The 15895-nt window shown below is 33.6% G+C and carries 18 protein-coding genes; 6 read left to right on the top strand and 12 right to left on the bottom strand.

Features of this window, described 5'->3' with window-relative positions; genetic code table 11:
• Positions 1 to 43: 43 nt before the first annotated feature.
• A complete protein-coding gene (locus Q0857_RS11420) occupies positions 44 to 1279 on the bottom strand; it encodes a porin (protein WP_298535268.1) in 1236 nt (411 codons plus the stop codon).
• Between the two features lie 160 nt (positions 1280 to 1439).
• Between Q0857_RS11420 and Q0857_RS11415 the strand changes: the two genes are divergently transcribed.
• From Q0857_RS11415 to Q0857_RS11405, 3 genes are all read left to right on the top strand, one after another.
• Positions 1440 to 2057 carry a short-chain dehydrogenase gene (locus Q0857_RS11415; protein WP_298535266.1) on the top strand — a complete coding sequence of 206 codons (618 nt, stop codon included), beginning with the start codon at positions 1440 to 1442 and terminating at the stop codon, positions 2055 to 2057.
• 64 nt (positions 2058 to 2121) lie between these two features.
• Complete coding sequence (locus Q0857_RS11410) at positions 2122 to 2418, top strand: DUF3817 domain-containing protein (RefSeq protein ID WP_298535265.1); 297 nt, start codon at positions 2122 to 2124, stop codon at positions 2416 to 2418.
• Entirely contained in the window at positions 2415 to 3659 is a 1245-nt protein-coding gene (locus Q0857_RS11405) for a mechanosensitive ion channel domain-containing protein (RefSeq protein ID WP_298535262.1), read from the top strand. The genes Q0857_RS11410 and Q0857_RS11405 overlap by 4 nt, the downstream gene beginning before the upstream one ends.
• Before the next feature lie 63 nt (positions 3660 to 3722).
• Here the strand turns inward: Q0857_RS11405 and leuB are convergent, their stop codons facing one another.
• The 5 genes from leuB to Q0857_RS11380 all read right to left on the bottom strand — a co-directional run bounded on the left by leuB (position 3723) and on the right by Q0857_RS11380 (position 9541).
• Positions 3723 to 4781, bottom strand: a complete 1059-nt coding sequence (gene leuB, locus Q0857_RS11400) for a 3-isopropylmalate dehydrogenase (protein WP_298535260.1) — start codon at positions 4779 to 4781, stop codon at positions 3723 to 3725.
• A gap of 139 nt (positions 4782 to 4920) precedes the next feature.
• Positions 4921 to 6441, bottom strand: a complete 1521-nt coding sequence (locus tag Q0857_RS11395; RefSeq protein WP_298535257.1) for an alpha-isopropylmalate synthase regulatory domain-containing protein — start codon at positions 6439 to 6441, stop codon at positions 4921 to 4923.
• Between the two features lie 3 nt (positions 6442 to 6444).
• A complete protein-coding gene (leuD, locus tag Q0857_RS11390; protein WP_298535255.1) occupies positions 6445 to 7041 on the bottom strand; it encodes a 3-isopropylmalate dehydratase small subunit in 597 nt (198 codons plus the stop codon).
• 19 nt (positions 7042 to 7060) lie between these two features.
• Positions 7061 to 8455, bottom strand: coding sequence for a 3-isopropylmalate dehydratase large subunit (leuC, locus tag Q0857_RS11385; RefSeq protein WP_298535253.1), 1395 nt, complete (start codon positions 8453 to 8455; stop codon positions 7061 to 7063).
• 198 nt (positions 8456 to 8653) lie between these two features.
• The gene (locus tag Q0857_RS11380; protein WP_298535250.1) at positions 8654 to 9541 is read right to left on the bottom strand and encodes a DUF72 domain-containing protein; all 888 of its coding nucleotides are present in this window, start codon (positions 9539 to 9541) and stop codon (positions 8654 to 8656) included.
• Between the two features lie 88 nt (positions 9542 to 9629).
• On the opposite strand from Q0857_RS11380, the gene Q0857_RS11375 reads away from it, so the two are divergent.
• From Q0857_RS11375 to Q0857_RS11365, 3 genes are all read left to right on the top strand, one after another.
• Positions 9630 to 10211 carry a TetR/AcrR family transcriptional regulator gene (locus tag Q0857_RS11375; RefSeq protein WP_298535248.1) on the top strand — a complete coding sequence of 194 codons (582 nt, stop codon included), beginning with the start codon at positions 9630 to 9632 and terminating at the stop codon, positions 10209 to 10211.
• Between the two features lie 49 nt (positions 10212 to 10260).
• Complete coding sequence (locus Q0857_RS11370) at positions 10261 to 11010, top strand: SDR family oxidoreductase (protein ID WP_298535244.1); 750 nt, start codon at positions 10261 to 10263, stop codon at positions 11008 to 11010.
• A gap of 134 nt (positions 11011 to 11144) precedes the next feature.
• On the top strand, positions 11145 to 11561 hold the full coding sequence (locus Q0857_RS11365; RefSeq protein WP_298535242.1) for a glyoxalase: 417 nt from the start codon (positions 11145 to 11147) through the stop codon (positions 11559 to 11561).
• Here Q0857_RS11365 and Q0857_RS11360 read toward each other — a convergent pair.
• The 6 genes from Q0857_RS11360 to hisH form a co-directional block, all read right to left on the bottom strand.
• Positions 11558 to 12244, bottom strand: coding sequence for a DUF2461 domain-containing protein (locus Q0857_RS11360; RefSeq protein WP_298535240.1), 687 nt, complete (start codon positions 12242 to 12244; stop codon positions 11558 to 11560). The two genes, Q0857_RS11365 and Q0857_RS11360, sit on opposite strands and share 4 nt — an antisense overlap.
• 73 nt (positions 12245 to 12317) lie before the next feature.
• Entirely contained in the window at positions 12318 to 13106 is a 789-nt protein-coding gene (locus Q0857_RS11355) for a tRNA pseudouridine(38-40) synthase TruA (RefSeq protein WP_298535238.1), read from the bottom strand.
• Entirely contained in the window at positions 13107 to 13736 is a 630-nt protein-coding gene (gene hisIE / locus Q0857_RS11350; protein ID WP_298535920.1) for a bifunctional phosphoribosyl-AMP cyclohydrolase/phosphoribosyl-ATP diphosphatase HisIE, read from the bottom strand.
• A gap of 15 nt (positions 13737 to 13751) precedes the next feature.
• Positions 13752 to 14507, bottom strand: a complete 756-nt coding sequence (hisF, locus tag Q0857_RS11345; protein WP_298535235.1) for an imidazole glycerol phosphate synthase subunit HisF — start codon at positions 14505 to 14507, stop codon at positions 13752 to 13754.
• The gene (hisA, locus tag Q0857_RS11340; RefSeq protein WP_298535233.1) at positions 14497 to 15225 is read right to left on the bottom strand and encodes a 1-(5-phosphoribosyl)-5-[(5-phosphoribosylamino)methylideneamino]imidazole-4-carboxamide isomerase; all 729 of its coding nucleotides are present in this window, start codon (positions 15223 to 15225) and stop codon (positions 14497 to 14499) included. The genes hisF and hisA overlap by 11 nt, the downstream gene beginning before the upstream one ends.
• A gap of 62 nt (positions 15226 to 15287) precedes the next feature.
• Positions 15288 to 15869 carry an imidazole glycerol phosphate synthase subunit HisH gene (gene hisH, locus Q0857_RS11335; RefSeq protein WP_298535231.1) on the bottom strand — a complete coding sequence of 194 codons (582 nt, stop codon included), beginning with the start codon at positions 15867 to 15869 and terminating at the stop codon, positions 15288 to 15290.
• Positions 15870 to 15895 lie beyond the last annotated feature (26 nt).

The following is a 15895-nucleotide window of genomic DNA, read 5'->3' as shown; positions in this document are numbered from 1 at the left end:
TGATATGATAATTATCAGCTTACTATGGCTTGATTTATGAATTTTATAAGGATATATCCCATTGAATTCTGAACCTAAGGCCGCTATCACCTTCAATAGTATCACTTTGCAACGCGAAATATGTAAACTCAGCAGATAATTTATTTCTATGTCCCCCCTTAAAAAACCAATTGAAGGCCAGTGCATATTCCTGTTCTAAATTTTTAGTAATATCAGCGTTGGGATTATAGGATGCAAAACGTCCTGCAACCTCCAATGGTTTTGGTACAACCGGAATTAGATTAGAGAAAAAATAACCCGCTTGGAAATAACTACCATTTAATTGGGTCGATTTAAGATTTACATGATCTATAATTTCTTTACTGTGTAATTCACTCTGCCATGAAAATCCTTTGTATTTAAAAGCCGTTTCTATCATAAACTGATTGACTTCATATTGACCAGTGACCCCTGGTTCAAAACCATCAAGTTGTCCTCCACCATCTTGAGAAAAGCGCGTATACGGACTGGTGTTAGTTGCTGCTGCTAAGGCAATTAAAGACTCAGGCTTTAAGCAATAATCTAAATCTGATCCAGACATGGATACCTCCCTTCCTAGGAAATTCCATTGCAGTCGCCCGACATACATGAGATGATTATCATCATTTTCAGAAGCCCCTCTTCCCGATCCAGTCAAAATAGACATATGATAGGTCATATCCGCTAGAGACCCTTCAAAAACACGACCAGAGAATTCAATACCCTGCTGTCTATCTAAAGTAAACGGCCGGGTAATAATTGAGCGTTCTACCATTTGCTGTTTTCCCGATGATATAACCCGTTCTCTATTATAATACGTTTTCCATTGGCCTACTTTTATATTAAAGGCCTTCCATTTTGTAAACATCAGCCTAAAATCTAACAAATTCCCTTGTGCCAATTCGTATTCAAAATAATACTTTAAATACGGCTGAAAAGCGTGCCCTCCTACCTTTAACCGAGCTCTATTAATTTTAAATACGGTATTATCAGTGGCATAAATGTCATCATAATTAAGTGGATTTTGGTCTCCAGGAGTGGCAAATCTAAATTGTAATCTTGATTCGATATGCAGTAAATGACGATTGTTTGATGTTTTAAACTGAAACCCCTTACTGGTATATGCAATGTCTATCTTCTTTTGCTTCGTTGAGTCCTTTTGAATCTCTTGAGAAAACATAACATGAGGCAGTATTAAAACCATTAATACTAATAATTTAGAAAAGCCATCTTTAATTAATGCCAATAAACTTCTACTCATCAAACTAAATATTTAAGGAGAAATTACTATTTAACTTCATATATTGAATTACAAATGTAATTTATGACATTTATTTTCGTCTAAAAAAAGTGCATAGATTTTTATAATATTTATGTAAATAATGTCCTAAATATTATCTTTGCCTATTCAATGCCCCAAAATGAAAAATTCATCAAAAGCTAAAAGCGATAAATCGCGCTTGCAACTATTGCATCAGTATTACCAATATACTGGGTTCTATGTGTTTGTATGGAATGCAGTCAAAAAAGCCTTGCCATATATCATAGGAATTGTTCTACTTGTTTGGGGGCTAAATTATTTTTTTAATATTAATGATGCCCTAGTTCAAATTACCGAAATACTTCCAGCGTATGGTGTTTTAAGCTTCTTTTTTGTTTCTGAAACGCTTCTGGGCTTAGTTCCTCCTGAAATTTTTATTGCTTGGTCAGACAAAACAACAGATCCTTGGTTTAATTTAAGCTTACTTGCCATATTATCTTATGGTGGTGGTTTATTGGCTTACTGGATGGGGCGTTCTATGACCAAAATTCCTTCGGTACATAACTACCTAGAGGTTAAAATGGAAAAACAACTCAGAAACTCAAGAAAATGGGGCGGTTTTTTAATTATAGTTGGAGCTTTACTACCACTACCCTTTTCAATTTCATGTATTGCTGCTGGTATTATAAAATTTCCTTTTAGAGCTGTTGTACTTTATGGATCCTTAAGGCTATTGCGGTTTGCCATATATGGACTAATTATTTTCAATGCCATTTAAAAAACACCTTAACTAGTAGTGTTTTATACTTTTGTGTTCTACTTTTGCACTTAAAACATAAAACATGTTATCTTTTAAAAATATATTCAGAATTGTGGCACTTTTAGAAGGAGTCTCTTATATTCTTCTTTTGTTTATTGCCACACCCATTAAGTATTTAGCAAACGACCCGCAATATGTGAAGTTGTTAGGTATGCCTCATGGCTTACTATTTATTGCTTATATTGCCTTAGCCATCATTTTGAAAAATGATTACCAATGGAATACCAAGCAATTTCTAACCGTGTTGCTAGCTTCAATCATTCCTTTTGGAACATTTTATATTGACAAAGTTTATCTTAAAAAAGCAATTGTAAAATGAATTCAATTAAGCAGCATGTTTATGATTATATGATTTCCGTTGGACTATCAGATTCAACAGCCAAAAATTTAAATATTTTTCTGTTTCTATTCGCTCTGCTTGTCATTATTTTTATTATTGACTTTATTATTAGAAAGCTGTTAATACAAGCTTTTGTTCAATTTTCTAAACAGACTAAATCTAATTTTGATGATTTATTAATTGCCAACAAAGTACCGAGAAACATAGCTCATATAATTCCATTTTTAATAGCACTAGAATTTATTCCAGACATTTTTGAAGATTTTTACGATTTTGAGATCATTGTAGAAAAAGGGTTAATCGTATTTTCTTTAGTTCTTATTTTATGGATGGTAAGAAGCATATTAAATACCATTGAAGACTACTTAAAAACCTTACCAAGGTTTAAGGACAAACCTATTGATAGCTATATTCAAGTATTCATGATTTTTGCTTGGTTAGGAGCTTTTTTATCGTCCATAGCCATAATAACGGGGATTCCTTTTATAAAATTCCTGACCGGTTTAGGTGCTATTTCGGCTGTTGTTTTGCTCATATTTAAGGATACTATATTAGGATTTGTGGCCAGTATTCAAGTGGCCATTAACGATATGGTGCGCATTGGTGATTGGATTACTTTTGAAAAATATGGAGCCGATGGTAATGTAGAAGAAATAAATTTAGCCACGGTAAAGGTTCAAAATTTTGATAAAACCATCACAACTATACCTACTTATGCCTTAATTTCTGATTCGTTTAAGAATTGGAGAGGTATGACTAGTTCTGATGGCAGACGTATAAAGCGGGCTTTGTTTATTAAGCAAGATGGCGTTAAATACCTAACGCAGGACAAAATAGAAGAACTTAAAAAAATTCAATTAATTTCTGATTATTTAGACACCAGACAAGAAGATATTCATGCTTTTAATGCCTCAAATAATATTAACAAAGAATTATTGCTAAACGGTAGAAACCTGACGAACCTGGGCGTGTTTAGGAAGTATATAGATACCTACTTGCACAACCACTCGGCCATAAATAAGGATATGATTATTATGGCTCGCCAATTGGCACCGACCACTCAAGGTATTCCTTTAGAAATTTATGCCTTCAGTAGCGATAAACGCTGGGAGAATTATGAATATATTATGTCTGATATATTTGACCATTTAATAGCAGCACTTCCCTATTTTGATTTAGAAATTTTCGAACTGCCTAGCCACGGTAGCTTTAATGTATAAAAAAAACCTGTTAAACATTAAGCTTAACAGGTCTATAAATTTATAATATTTGAGATTTTCTAATTAGATATTAGCGGCTAGCCAATCTCCTACTTCCGTTGTTCCATAAGACTTTCCTCCATCGGCTAAATCTTCAGTAACAATACCTTCGGCTAAAGCCTTATTCACAGCGTCTCTAATGGCTTTACCTTCCTCTGGTAAGTTGAAAGCTGTTTCAAACATCATAGCAGCAGACAATACGGTTGCCATAGGATTAGCAATGTTTAATCCTGTTGCTTGTGGATAAGACCCGTGAATAGGTTCAAATAAAGCAATATCGGCTCCCATAGATGCCGATGGCATTAATCCCATAGATCCTGAAATCACAGATGCTTCATCGGTTAAAATATCTCCAAATAAGTTTTCAGTAATTAAAACATCATAACTATTAGGCCATTGTACCAAACGCATAGCTACGGCATCAACAAACTCATAAGATACTTCAACTTCAGGATAATCTTTTTCCATTGCCTGTACCGTTTCTCTCCAAAGTCTAGAGGTTTCTAAAACATTAGCTTTATCAACACAACATAATTTTTTAGAACGGGTCATAGCTAATTCAAAACCTTTTTTAGCCAAACGTTGTACTTCTTTTCTAGTGTAAACACAATTATCAAAAGCTGTTTCACCAGCATCTCTTCTACCCTTTTCACCAAAGTAAATACCGCCAGTTAACTCTCGTAAAAATACTAAATCTGTACCTTCAATACGTTCTTGCTTTAAAGGCGATTTATCTAATAAAGAAGGAAATGTAAACGTTGGGCGCACATTAGCAAATAAGCCTAAAGCTTTACGCATTTTCAATAAACCTTGCTCCGGACGTACCTTTGCAGAAGGGTCATTATCAAATTTAGGGTGGCCAATAGCTCCAAATAAAACGGCATCAGAATTTTTACAAACCTCATGAGTTTCGTCTGGGTAAGGTTCTCCAACAGCATCAATAGCTGCGGCACCTGTTAGAGCTGGTTGCCATGTAATGTCATGTCCAAACTTCTTTGCAACAGCATCACTTACTTTTACTGCTTGATCAATAACCTCTGGTCCTATTCCGTCTCCGGCTAAAAGCGCAATATTAAATTTCATTGTTTTATTTTTAGTTAAATTTTATCTTTTTTTAGCCTTACCACAGCGGTCGGGCTTTACGTTACAAGTCCTCACTCCTCCGTCATTGCATGATTTTCACTACAATCCCTAACGCAAATTCGTTTTCAATATTCAAATTTTAGTTAACCACAATATTTAGCATTTTTTCAGTAGCCTTAATTGCCGAAACTGTTTGATCTGAGTCTAACCCACGTGTTTTAAATTCTTTCTCAGGATATTTCCAAGTAATTATGGTTTCACATAATGCATCAGAGCGACTTCCTGGAGGAATTCTAACTGCATAATCAATCAAATCTGGTAATATCGTTTTCTTTCTCTTAAATACATTTCTAATCGCATTCATAAAGGCATCAAACTGCCCATCCCCTTGCGCATATTCTTCAAAAGTTTCCTCTTCTATCGTTATAGAAACCGTTGTTGATGGTTTTAAACCTTTAGAATGTGTTAATACATATGAGTTTACTTTTATTTTTTCCTCATATGTCCTATCTAAAACATCAGAAATAATATAGGGTAAGTCCTCTTTAGTAACCACTTGTTTTTTATCACCCAACTCAATAATACGCTGGGTTACCTTTTTTAAATCTTCATCATCAAGTTGTAATCCCAATTGCTGAAGATTCTTTTGAATATTAGCTTTACCAGAAGATTTACCTAAAGCATATTGCCGTTTTCTTCCAAAACGCTCTGGCATTAAATCACTAAAGTATAGGTTGTTTTTATTATCACCATCAGCATGTATACCAGCCGTTTGTGTAAAAACATTTGCACCAATAATGGGTTTGTTTGAGGGAATCAAAATTCCCGAAAAGTTTTCAACCAATTTGCAAACGGTATATAGTACTTTTTCATTTACGCCCGTTGTAATACTCGGCATAAAATCATTTATAACCGCTATGGTACTAGACATAGGTGCATTACCAGCTCGCTCTCCCATACCATTTATAGTAAGGTGCAAGCCGTCTGCTCCAGCTTTTAAAGCCTGCATGACATTAGCAACTCCTAAATCATAATCATTATGTCCATGAAAATCAAAATGTAAATCTGGATACTTGTCTTTTATTTCTTTTACAAATTCAAAAGACTCTTCAGGGGTTAAAACCCCTAAAGTATCCGGCAGCATAATACGCTTTACAGATTGTGTTGACAGGAAGTCTAAAAACTCATAAACATAGGCTTTGGAGTTTCGCATACCGTTACTCCAATCTTCTAAGTATACATTCGTACCAATACCCTTTTCTCGGGCCAAATTAATGACATCAGAAATTTCTTTAAAATGCTGATTAGAAGTCTTTTTAAGCTGATGAGTCAAATGGTTTAATGAACCTTTGGTCAATAAATTTTGAACCTTTGCTCCGGCTTCAACCATCCAATTAATGGATACACCATTATCAACAAAACTTAATACTTCAACTTTATCGAGATAATCATGTTCAGACGCCCAATCGGTAATATCTTTTACCGCTTGAAATTCACCTTCTGAAACACGAGCAGATGCAATTTCTATACGATCTACTTTTAGCTCTTCCAGTAATAATTTAGCTATAGTAAGTTTCTCAGAAGCAGAAAACGACACAGACGAGGTTTGTTCACCATCGCGCAATGTCGTATCCATTATTTCTATGTGCTTTACACTCATTATTTAGAAAGGACGAGATTCTGTGAATGTTTCAATCTCACTTTTCATGTTTTGTAAATAGTCGATATCATCAAAACCATTCAGCATGTTTCCTTTCTTGTATCCATTAATATCAAAAGACTCTTGAGTTCCTGATGATAATAATGTTATAGTTTGTGCTTCTAAATTTATTTCTAATTCTGTATTCGAATCAGCATAAATAGCTTCAAAAATTTCATTTGAAAATTCTGGACTAATTTGTACTGGTAATACACCAATATTTAAACAGTTATTCTTAAAAATATCTGCAAAAAAACTAGATACTACGCAACGGAAACCATAATCGTAAACCGCCCAAGCAGCATGTTCTCTTGAAGAACCAGAACCAAAATTCTTTCCTCCTACTAATATTTTTCCTTTGTAAATGGGATTGTTTAAAACAAAATCTTGTTTTGGTGTATCATCACCATTATATCTCCAATCACGAAATAAATTATCTCCAAAACCTTCACGCTTTGTAGCTTTCAAAAAACGCGCTGGTATAATTTGATCTGTATCTACATTCTCAATTGGCAATGGAACTGCAGTACTCGTTAATGTTGTAAATTTATCGTAAGCCATTTTCTTGTATTCTAATTTATTAAAGTAATTCTCTTGGATCGGTAACAACTCCAGTAACAGCTGCTGCTGCAGCAACTAATGGACTAGCAAGTAATGTTCTTGATCCTGGTCCTTGACGACCTTCAAAGTTTCTGTTTGATGTACTTACCGCATACTTTCCTGCTGGTACTTTATCATCATTCATTGCTAAACAAGCAGAACATCCTGGTTCTCTTAAAACAAAACCAGCGTCTTCAAAAATATCAAGCAATCCTTCTTCTTTTATTTTAGCCTCAACAATGTGCGAACCTGGAACTAACCAAGCTGTTACATTATCAGCTTTTTGTCTACCCTTAACAATAGATGCAAAAGCTCTAAAATCCTCAATACGTCCATTAGTACAACTACCAATAAAAACGTAATCGATTTTCTTACCAATCATTTGATCATTCTCAGCATAACCCATATAAGCTAAAGACTTGTCATAAGTTGCTTTACCACCTTCTACAGCATCAGCCGATGGAATATTATTTGAGATAGCTATTCCCATACCTGGATTGGTACCGTAGGTAATCATAGGTTCAATATCACTAGCATTGAAAGTTAATTCTTTATCAAAAACAGCATCGTCATCTGTTTTTAAAGTTTTCCAGTATTCCATGGCCTTATCCCAATCAGCACCTTTAGGTGTTTTTGGGCGACCTTTAATATAATCGTAAGTTTTCTCATCTGGAGCAACCATTCCTCCTCTTGCACCCATCTCAATAGATAAGTTACAAACAGTCATACGACCTTCCATAGTCATGTTTTCAAAAACATCACCTGCATACTCAACAAAATATCCAGTAGCACCAGAAGTTGTTAATTGAGAAATAATATATAATCCAACATCTTTAGGTGTAACCCCTTTGTTTAAAGTACCATTAACGCTAATACGCATTTTCTTAGGTTTAGGCTGCATGATACATTGTGTAGTTAAAACCATTTCAACTTCAGAAGTACCAATACCAAAAGCAATAGCGCCAAAAGCACCGTGAGTTGATGTATGTGAATCTCCACAAACTATAGTAGCTCCTGGAACCGTAATACCATTTTCTGGTCCTACAACATGAACAATACCATTATTTTGATGACCTAATCCCCAGTGGCTAATACCGTACTTGTTTGCATTATCTTCTAATGTTTTTAATTGATTAGCAGATAAAGGATCTTGAACTGGTAAGTGTTGGTTAATGGTAGGTGTATTATGATCGGCAACAGCAAATGTACGCTCCGGGTACAATACACTTAAGCCTCTACTTTCTAATCCAACAAAAGCTACAGGACTAGTAACCTCATGGATTAAGTGACGGTCTATATATAATACGTCTGGTCCATCTTCAATGTTTCGCACAACATGCGAATCCCATACTTTATCAAACAATGATTTACTCATAAATATCTTTAATTATTTTGTTAAAACTACTTTGGAAGTTATAAAGCAGCACAAATTTATATTTTATTACAGTTATTTAAAACTTTAAGACCCTTTGTTATTGAATTTTTATAAAATTGCCAACGGATGCATCATTATTTGAATTTAATGCAATAGAATAACAAAATTGATTACAATTTTTAAACAATAATGAAGGGGTCAAAAAAGACTTTGCTGGTCGTCTTCATTAGGTGTTTTAAGGTTGTAACCGAGTTCCGAATTAATCTTTTTTATAAAATAAGCTGAAAGCAGTGGCGATTCTTTCTCTATATTTTGATGTATAAAAAAATCAATTTCTTTAACACCTTGATCTTTCCATAGTTTTAATCGCTCAATCCAATCATCCAATCGGGTATAATCTGAAGGGTGGTTTGCACCTACATAGCGCACAAAGGCCATGGGATTAGTCAATCGCATGTGCATTAAATCACGTCTCCCAGCGGTATCCACAATCACGTTTGAAATATTATTGCCTTCCAACAATTGATACAAATCTTCCGCAATGGCTTCGTCATTGTACCAATTGGTATGCCTGAACTCTACTGCTAAAGGTATTTCTTTAGGCCAACTTTCCACGAAAGTGATCACTCTATCAAAATCCTTAGGAGTAAAATTGTTGTTCATTTGTAGAAATACAGTACCAAGCTTTTCTTTTAAATTTAATGCATTGTTTAAATAGTGATCGACAACTTCTTTAGTATCATTTAACCGTTTCCAATGACTAATCTCTTGATTTAGCTTAGGAAAAAACTTGAATCCATCGGGTGTTTTATCATACCATGTTGAAAATTGTTCAGCAGGAAAAATCCTGTAAAAGGTCGCATTTAATTCTATAGAATTGAACTGAGAGGAATAGTAAACTAATTCATCTTTAGTACCTCTTGGATAAAACCCTTTCAGATCTGCTTTATTCCATTTGGCACAACCTACATAAATATCAGGAACATTATCGTCTTTAACTTTTCCTAGAACACGAGCTGTATCCAAATGATCATGTGGTAAAGTGAAATCAATATTCTGCGGGTTTTCAACACTTCCAAATTTCATGAAAACTAGTCTTTTTTCAAAAATAACTAAATTTTAACATTGCGGTTTAAAATTAATTTTTAATTTTGAAACGTTCATTCCAAATAAAATGCCGAAAGTAGAAACATTCGATAGAGGTTTAGTAATTGCACAGGTAACCGACGTCTTTCATGACAAAGGTTTCAATGCGACGTCTATGCAGGATATTGTGGATGCAACGGGTTTAAATAGATCAAGTATTTACAACTCATTTGAAAATAAGCATAATCTATTTTTAGAGTGTTTAAAAACATATAAAAGCAAGTGTAACACCCAATTATCTGAGAAATTGAGTAAAGCTTCAAATCCATTGGAATCGATCGAGTTAATTTTTGATATTTATATTTTAGAGATGACCAAGGATGAACAGGATAAAGGTTGTTTGATAGTGAATTGTGCTTCAGAAATGGCTAATCACGATGTTTCCATCACTAACTTTTTACAGAAAAACCAAAATGATATGCTGACTCTATTGGAGGGTTTAGTAAGTAAAGCACAACAAGATCATCTTATAAATTCTAAGAGAACAGGCAAAGAATATGCCTTATATCTCTATTCCAACATGCAGGGATTTAGAATGACGGGAATATTAATTTCAAATAAATTAGAACTTGAAAGTATCAAAAACACGATTATACAAACATTAATTTAATTTTTTTTAATTTAATCTGAAACGATTGTTTCAAATAAATATTTTTATTATGAGTAAACTTAAAAACAAAGTAGCAGTTATTACTGGAGCCAACAGTGGTATTGGATTAGCAACAGCAAAACTATATTTAAAAGAAGGTGCAAAAGTTGTGTTGTCTGGCAGACGGCAAGAAGCACTTGATGATGTAGCAAAAGACTTAACAGGTGATTTTATAACCGTATTAGCCGATGCTGGTAAAGCAGAAGATAATAAACGTCTTATAGAAACCGCTAAAAACCATTTCGGCAACATAGATATTTTATTTCTAAACGCAGGAATAGCTCCTCCTATTCCAACAACAGAAATTACAGAAAGTCATTATAATGACATCTTTGACATTAACGTAAAAGGACCAATACTCGCCATTAAAGAAGCGCTACCTGTAATGAATGATGGTGGATTTATTTTATTTACTACTTCAATTGTAAGTCAAAAAGGGTTTGATGGCTTTGGAGTATATTCAGCAAGTAAAGGTGCACTGCGCTCTTATGCACGCGTTTTAACTTCTGAAGTGAAGTCAAGAGGAATTAGAGTGAATTCAATTGCACCTGGCCCTATAGAAACTCCTATTTATGGTAAAATGGGTTTACCACAGGATGTTCTTGATGGTATGGGCACTGAGTTTGCTAGTCATGTACCACTAGGCAGGTTTGGTACATCTGAAGAAATAGCAAATACAGCATTATTTTTAGCATCAGATGATGCTTCTTTTATCAATGGTATAGAAATTGAAGTTGACGGCGGACTAAGTCAAATTTAATAGTAGATTCACCTCTTTAGAAAAGCCGAAAAATCTACTTTTCGGCTTTTATTGTTAATAACCTAGTTAACAATTATAAACCTTAAGCAATTATTCAGTCTTTTTAATGAATATTTTTAGTAAAAATCTACATCATGAACTCAAGACAATTCCATCTAAAAAGTATTAGACCAGAAATTTCAAGTGCTACGATTAACGATGATATGAGTAGCGATGAGCGGTTTCAGAATTCTGTTTTGCGCCCTGCCATTAAGTTTCAAAACGATTTACTTATTGAAGTTTTTAGAAATTACATCACTAAGCATAAATCTGTTTTTTATGATTTGATTTTAGATAAGCGCATGGATTATATTGAAAATGCAATTCAAAAGGACATGAAGCTAAGAAACTCAATGAAAGGTATGATTATAGGCTTATTCTCTGTTGAAGAATATCTTATTTACATTGAAAACTCTTCAGCGTTAAACAAGCGCATGATGAATTTGGTTAAAGAGCGTTTATTAAGCAATATTCAACTTTTAGACAAACCTGAATTATTGGAAGCGGTTTAATCTTCAATCAAAGATACCCCATTCAAATCGGTAGTTAACACATCGCTCATATAATCAAAAAATGGGCGAATGTCTTTAAATGCTGAATCAATTTCATTTAAGAAACCCGAGGATAACACTTCTTTATCTGTGTACTTCTTTGTGAAAATATATTGTTTTTTCTTGATTAAATCTATGGCTTTATGATCTTTTGCAAAGCCTCTTGGTGCTGACTTCACTTCATCTCCTACAAAGGTGTCTCCCCAAACCGAATTGAAATTTTTATTAGCCAGTATCTCACGAATTTCAGAATCATCCATTTCAAATTCTTTACGAATTCTCATCAAATCTTCTTTTGCTGGCTCCCAAAAACCAGTGGCAATAAAACTTTCATTATTTGGTTGAATATGCAAATAGTAACCTCCTCTTAATCTTGGCTTTGTGCGATGAAAAGATCCTCCAAAATGTGTTTTATAAGGTAATTTGTTTTTTGAAAAACGAACATCTCTATATATTCTGAATATTTTGAGTTTATCAATCTCGTCATGTGTATTTAAGTTTTCAAATATCACATTATAAAAGGCCTTAACTTCTTTTTCTAAAGCTTTAAACTCAGGTTTATTATCATTAAACCAATCACGGTTATTGTTTTTTTCTAAATTTTTGAAAAATGTAAAAACGTCTTTAGGAATAGTATTCGTCATAATTGATTTTTTGATTGATGAATTTATGCAAACATAGCAATATTAAGCAAGACAAATTACAAAACCTTTTGCTCTATTCAAACTCAATATTATTCAAAATCAATCCAGAGGCTGGAGCTATATAATCCATCTTAACCTTACTTTCAGGAAGTAAACTTATTTTTATGTCGTCTAGAGATAATTTACCTTTACCCAAATCTATGAGTGCTCCCATCATTAATCGGATTTGATTTCTCATAAACCCTTTTCCTTTAACCCTCAGTATATAAGATTTTTTTGGGAAATAATTGGCGGTATATACTTTGTTTTCAACCAACTCACAAGTTTCGATTACCCTCATATATATACCATTATTTGTTGGCTTGTAGCAATATGATTTCATGTAGTGCTCGCCTTCAAACAATTTAGCTCCTTTTTTCATGAGTTCAATATCTAAGTCATCTAAAATAGTAGTCATTATTGGTGCACAAAATGGGTGACATTTTTCTCCATATGTAAATAGATATAAGTATTCTTTAATTTTAGGATTATTAATTATATTGAATTTTTGATCAACTTCTTTTATTTTAAGAGCTCTTATGTCTTGGGGTAAATTGTAGTTAAACAACTTTAAAAACGCATCTAAATTGTCTATTTTATGACGTAAAAACAGCTCTAAAGTAGCATTTTCAGCAGAAACCATAGCATCGGTTCTTCCTGAAACAAGTGTTTTAAAATATTTATCCTCCAGAATATAATTTAACGTTCTATCGACCATTAAATGTAATGTTTTCACATTGGGTTGTTTCTGCCATCCATGAAAACGATAGCCTAAATACTGGAAGTTTATAAGATAATAATACTTTTTAGGCTGAAACTGCATCTACTTTTGTCTCCCTTTTAATTCAGCTTCAATATCCTTTAATGTAAAGCCCTTGGCTTGTAATAACATTAAATAATGAAATAATAAATCTGCCGATTCGTATAAGAACAGTTCATCATTATTATCCATAGCTTCGATAACAGTTTCTACTGCCTCCTCACCTACTTTTTGAGCTACTTTATTAATACCTTTTGAAAATAAGCTAGCCACATAAGACTTTTTGGTGTCTTTATTTTCAACACGTTCCGAAATAACGTCTTCCAAGGTTGAAAAGAATCCATAAGACGGCTTGTTTTCTTCCCCCCAGCAGTTATCAGTACCTTTATGACAGGTTGGCCCTACTGGATTAACCTGAATTAAAAGCGAATCATTATCACAGTCATTTTTAACATCTACAAGATTTAAAAAATTTCCAGACTCTTCACCTTTTGTCCACAAACGTTGCTTACTTCTACTAAAGAAAGTTACTTTATTAATCTCCAATGTTTTTTGGTAAGCTTCCTCATTCATATAACCCAACATTAATACATTTTTTGTTGTGGCATCTTGAATGATTGCTGGTACTAATCCGTTTTGATCGTATTTAATTTCCATTGTTGTTTCTTTATGACATGCTGAAAATAAATTCAGTATAAAAGGTCGTTTTTACAAACGCACTTGTATATTATTATCTTTTAAATCTTTCTTTAATTCTGGTATTGGTATTTCTCCAAAGTGAAATACACTTGCTGCTAAAGCTGCATCCGATTTTCCTTTTTCAAAAGTATCAATAAAATGCTGTACATTCCCCGCACCTCCTGAAGCTATGATGGGTATGTTCAATTCATCAGATAATTTTGACAAAGCTTTGTTTGCAAAACCGTTTTTAGTACCATCATGATCCATAGAAGTGAATAATATTTCACCTGCACCTCGTTTTTCAACTTCTTTAGCCCATTCAAACAATTTAATATCTGTTGGTATAGTACCTCCTGCAAGATGAACAAACCACTCTCCTTCTATTTGTTTAGCATCAATAGCAACAACTACACATTGACTTCCAAATTTATCAGCCAATTCATTTATTAATTCAGGTCTCTTTACTGCCGATGAATTAATGGATACTTTATCTGCTCCACATTGCAATAATGCATCTACATGTTCCACACTAGAAATACCTCCACCTACAGTAAACGGAATATTAACTTGTTCCGCAACATGCATCACCATATCTAAAGTAGTCCCCCTATTTTCAAGAGTTGCTGATATATCTAAGAATACTAATTCATCAGCACCTTGATCTGCGTATTGCTTTGCTAAAGCTACAGGGTCACCTGCATCTCTTAAATCTACAAAATTAACACCTTTTACGGTACGTCCGTTTTTAATGTCTAGACAAGGTATAATCCTTTTAGTTAGCATTTACTATATAATTTTCAAGTTGTTTTAAACTAATTTTATTTTCATAAATAGCTTTACCAATTATAGTGCCTTCACATCCTAATTCGGCTAGTCTTGGTAATTCCTCAAATTCTGAAATACCACCAGAAGCAATCAATTTTACATGAGGTAACTGTTTCAACATCTTCTCATATAAATCAAATGATGGACCTTCTAACATGCCATCTTTTGCTATATCGGTGCAAATAACATATGACACGCCTTCCTTCATATAATTCTGAACAAAAGGAATTAACTCTTCATCAGATTCTTCTAACCAACCGCTAATTGCAATTTTTTCATTGTTAGCATCTGCACCTAAAATAATTTTATCGGCTCCAAATTTTGACAACCAACTTTTAAATACTTCAGGTTTTTTAACTGCTATACTACCTCCTGTGATTTGTCCTGCCCCAGATTCAAAAGCTATACGCAAATCCTCATCTGTTTTTAAACCTCCTCCAAAATCAATTTTTAAATTTGTTTTTGTAGCAATCTGTTCTAAAACCTTATGGTTAACAATATGACTTGCTTTCGCTCCATCTAAATCTACTAAATGCAAATACTTAATACCATGATTTTCGTACTGCTTTGCTATTTCTAAAGGGTTTTCATTATAGATTTTTTTGGTGTTATAATCGCCTTTCGAAAGACGCACACATTGCCCATCTATAATATCTATTGCTGGTATTATTCTCATATTTTAGCTATTGGCTTTAGCAATTGGCCATTAGCTAAAAGCTAAAGGCTAAAGGCTAAAAGCTACATATTTATAAAGTTCTGTAATATTCTAGCACCTTCATTTCCACTTTTTTCTGGGTGAAATTGAGTACCATAAAAATTTTCATGTTGTAATGCAGAAGCGTAATTCAACCCATAATCAGTTGCAGCAATGGTTTCATTGCAATGCTCTGCATAATAACTGTGTACTAAGTACATGTATTCGTTTTCTTCAATCCCTTTAAATAAAGGAGATTTTAAATCTTTAATAACGTTCCACCCCATCTGAGGAACCTTTACATCATTTGAAAAACGCTTTACATTGGTTTGAAAAATCCCTAAACCTTGTGTATGGCCTTCCTCTGTCCGTAAGCACATGAGTTGCATTCCTAAACAAATTCCTAAAACAGGTTGTTTAAGTGTTGGTATCAATGTGTCTAATCCACTTTCTTTTAACATTTTCATAGCAGAACTTGCCTCTCCTACACCAGGAAAAATCACTTTGTCAGCGGATTTTATTTCCTCTGGATCCTTTGACAAAACTGCATTATACCCCAAACGATTAAAAGCAAACTGGATGCTTTTGATATTTCCTGCGCCGTAATTTATTATAACTAATTTCATTTTTTCAACTCTTGGCTTTTGCCTCT

The sequence above is a fragment of the uncultured Algibacter sp. genome, from assembly GCF_947495925.1.
Taxonomy (GTDB): domain Bacteria; phylum Bacteroidota; class Bacteroidia; order Flavobacteriales; family Flavobacteriaceae; genus Algibacter_E.
The sequence above is the reverse complement of the archived record's forward strand: the minus strand, read 5'-3'. Positions and strand labels throughout refer to the sequence as shown.

Excerpts from the sequence above, each read along its gene's own strand:
- Q0857_RS11420 (WP_298535268.1), bottom strand. The coding sequence starts at position 1,279 with ATGAGTAGAAGTTTATTGGCATTAATTAAAGATGGCTTTTCTAAATTA.
- Q0857_RS11415 (WP_298535266.1), top strand. The coding sequence starts at position 1,440 with ATGAAAAATTCATCAAAAGCTAAAAGCGATAAATCGCGCTTGCAACTA.
- Q0857_RS11410 (WP_298535265.1), top strand. The coding sequence starts at position 2,122 with ATGTTATCTTTTAAAAATATATTCAGAATTGTGGCACTTTTAGAAGGA.
- Q0857_RS11405 (WP_298535262.1), top strand. The coding sequence starts at position 2,415 with ATGAATTCAATTAAGCAGCATGTTTATGATTATATGATTTCCGTTGGA.
- leuB (WP_298535260.1), bottom strand. The coding sequence starts at position 4,781 with ATGAAATTTAATATTGCGCTTTTAGCCGGAGACGGAATAGGACCAGAG.
- Q0857_RS11395 (WP_298535257.1), bottom strand. The coding sequence starts at position 6,441 with ATGAGTGTAAAGCACATAGAAATAATGGATACGACATTGCGCGATGGT.
- leuD (WP_298535255.1), bottom strand. The coding sequence starts at position 7,041 with ATGGCTTACGATAAATTTACAACATTAACGAGTACTGCAGTTCCATTG.
- leuC (WP_298535253.1), bottom strand. The coding sequence starts at position 8,455 with ATGAGTAAATCATTGTTTGATAAAGTATGGGATTCGCATGTTGTGCGA.
- Q0857_RS11380 (WP_298535250.1), bottom strand. The coding sequence starts at position 9,541 with ATGAAATTTGGAAGTGTTGAAAACCCGCAGAATATTGATTTCACTTTA.
- Q0857_RS11375 (WP_298535248.1), top strand. The coding sequence starts at position 9,630 with ATGCCGAAAGTAGAAACATTCGATAGAGGTTTAGTAATTGCACAGGTA.
- Q0857_RS11370 (WP_298535244.1), top strand. The coding sequence starts at position 10,261 with ATGAGTAAACTTAAAAACAAAGTAGCAGTTATTACTGGAGCCAACAGT.
- Q0857_RS11365 (WP_298535242.1), top strand. The coding sequence starts at position 11,145 with ATGAACTCAAGACAATTCCATCTAAAAAGTATTAGACCAGAAATTTCA.
- Q0857_RS11360 (WP_298535240.1), bottom strand. The coding sequence starts at position 12,244 with ATGACGAATACTATTCCTAAAGACGTTTTTACATTTTTCAAAAATTTA.
- Q0857_RS11355 (WP_298535238.1), bottom strand. The coding sequence starts at position 13,106 with ATGCAGTTTCAGCCTAAAAAGTATTATTATCTTATAAACTTCCAGTAT.
- hisF (WP_298535235.1), bottom strand. The coding sequence starts at position 14,507 with ATGCTAACTAAAAGGATTATACCTTGTCTAGACATTAAAAACGGACGT.
- hisA (WP_298535233.1), bottom strand. The coding sequence starts at position 15,225 with ATGAGAATAATACCAGCAATAGATATTATAGATGGGCAATGTGTGCGT.
- hisH (WP_298535231.1), bottom strand. The coding sequence starts at position 15,869 with ATGAAATTAGTTATAATAAATTACGGCGCAGGAAATATCAAAAGCATC.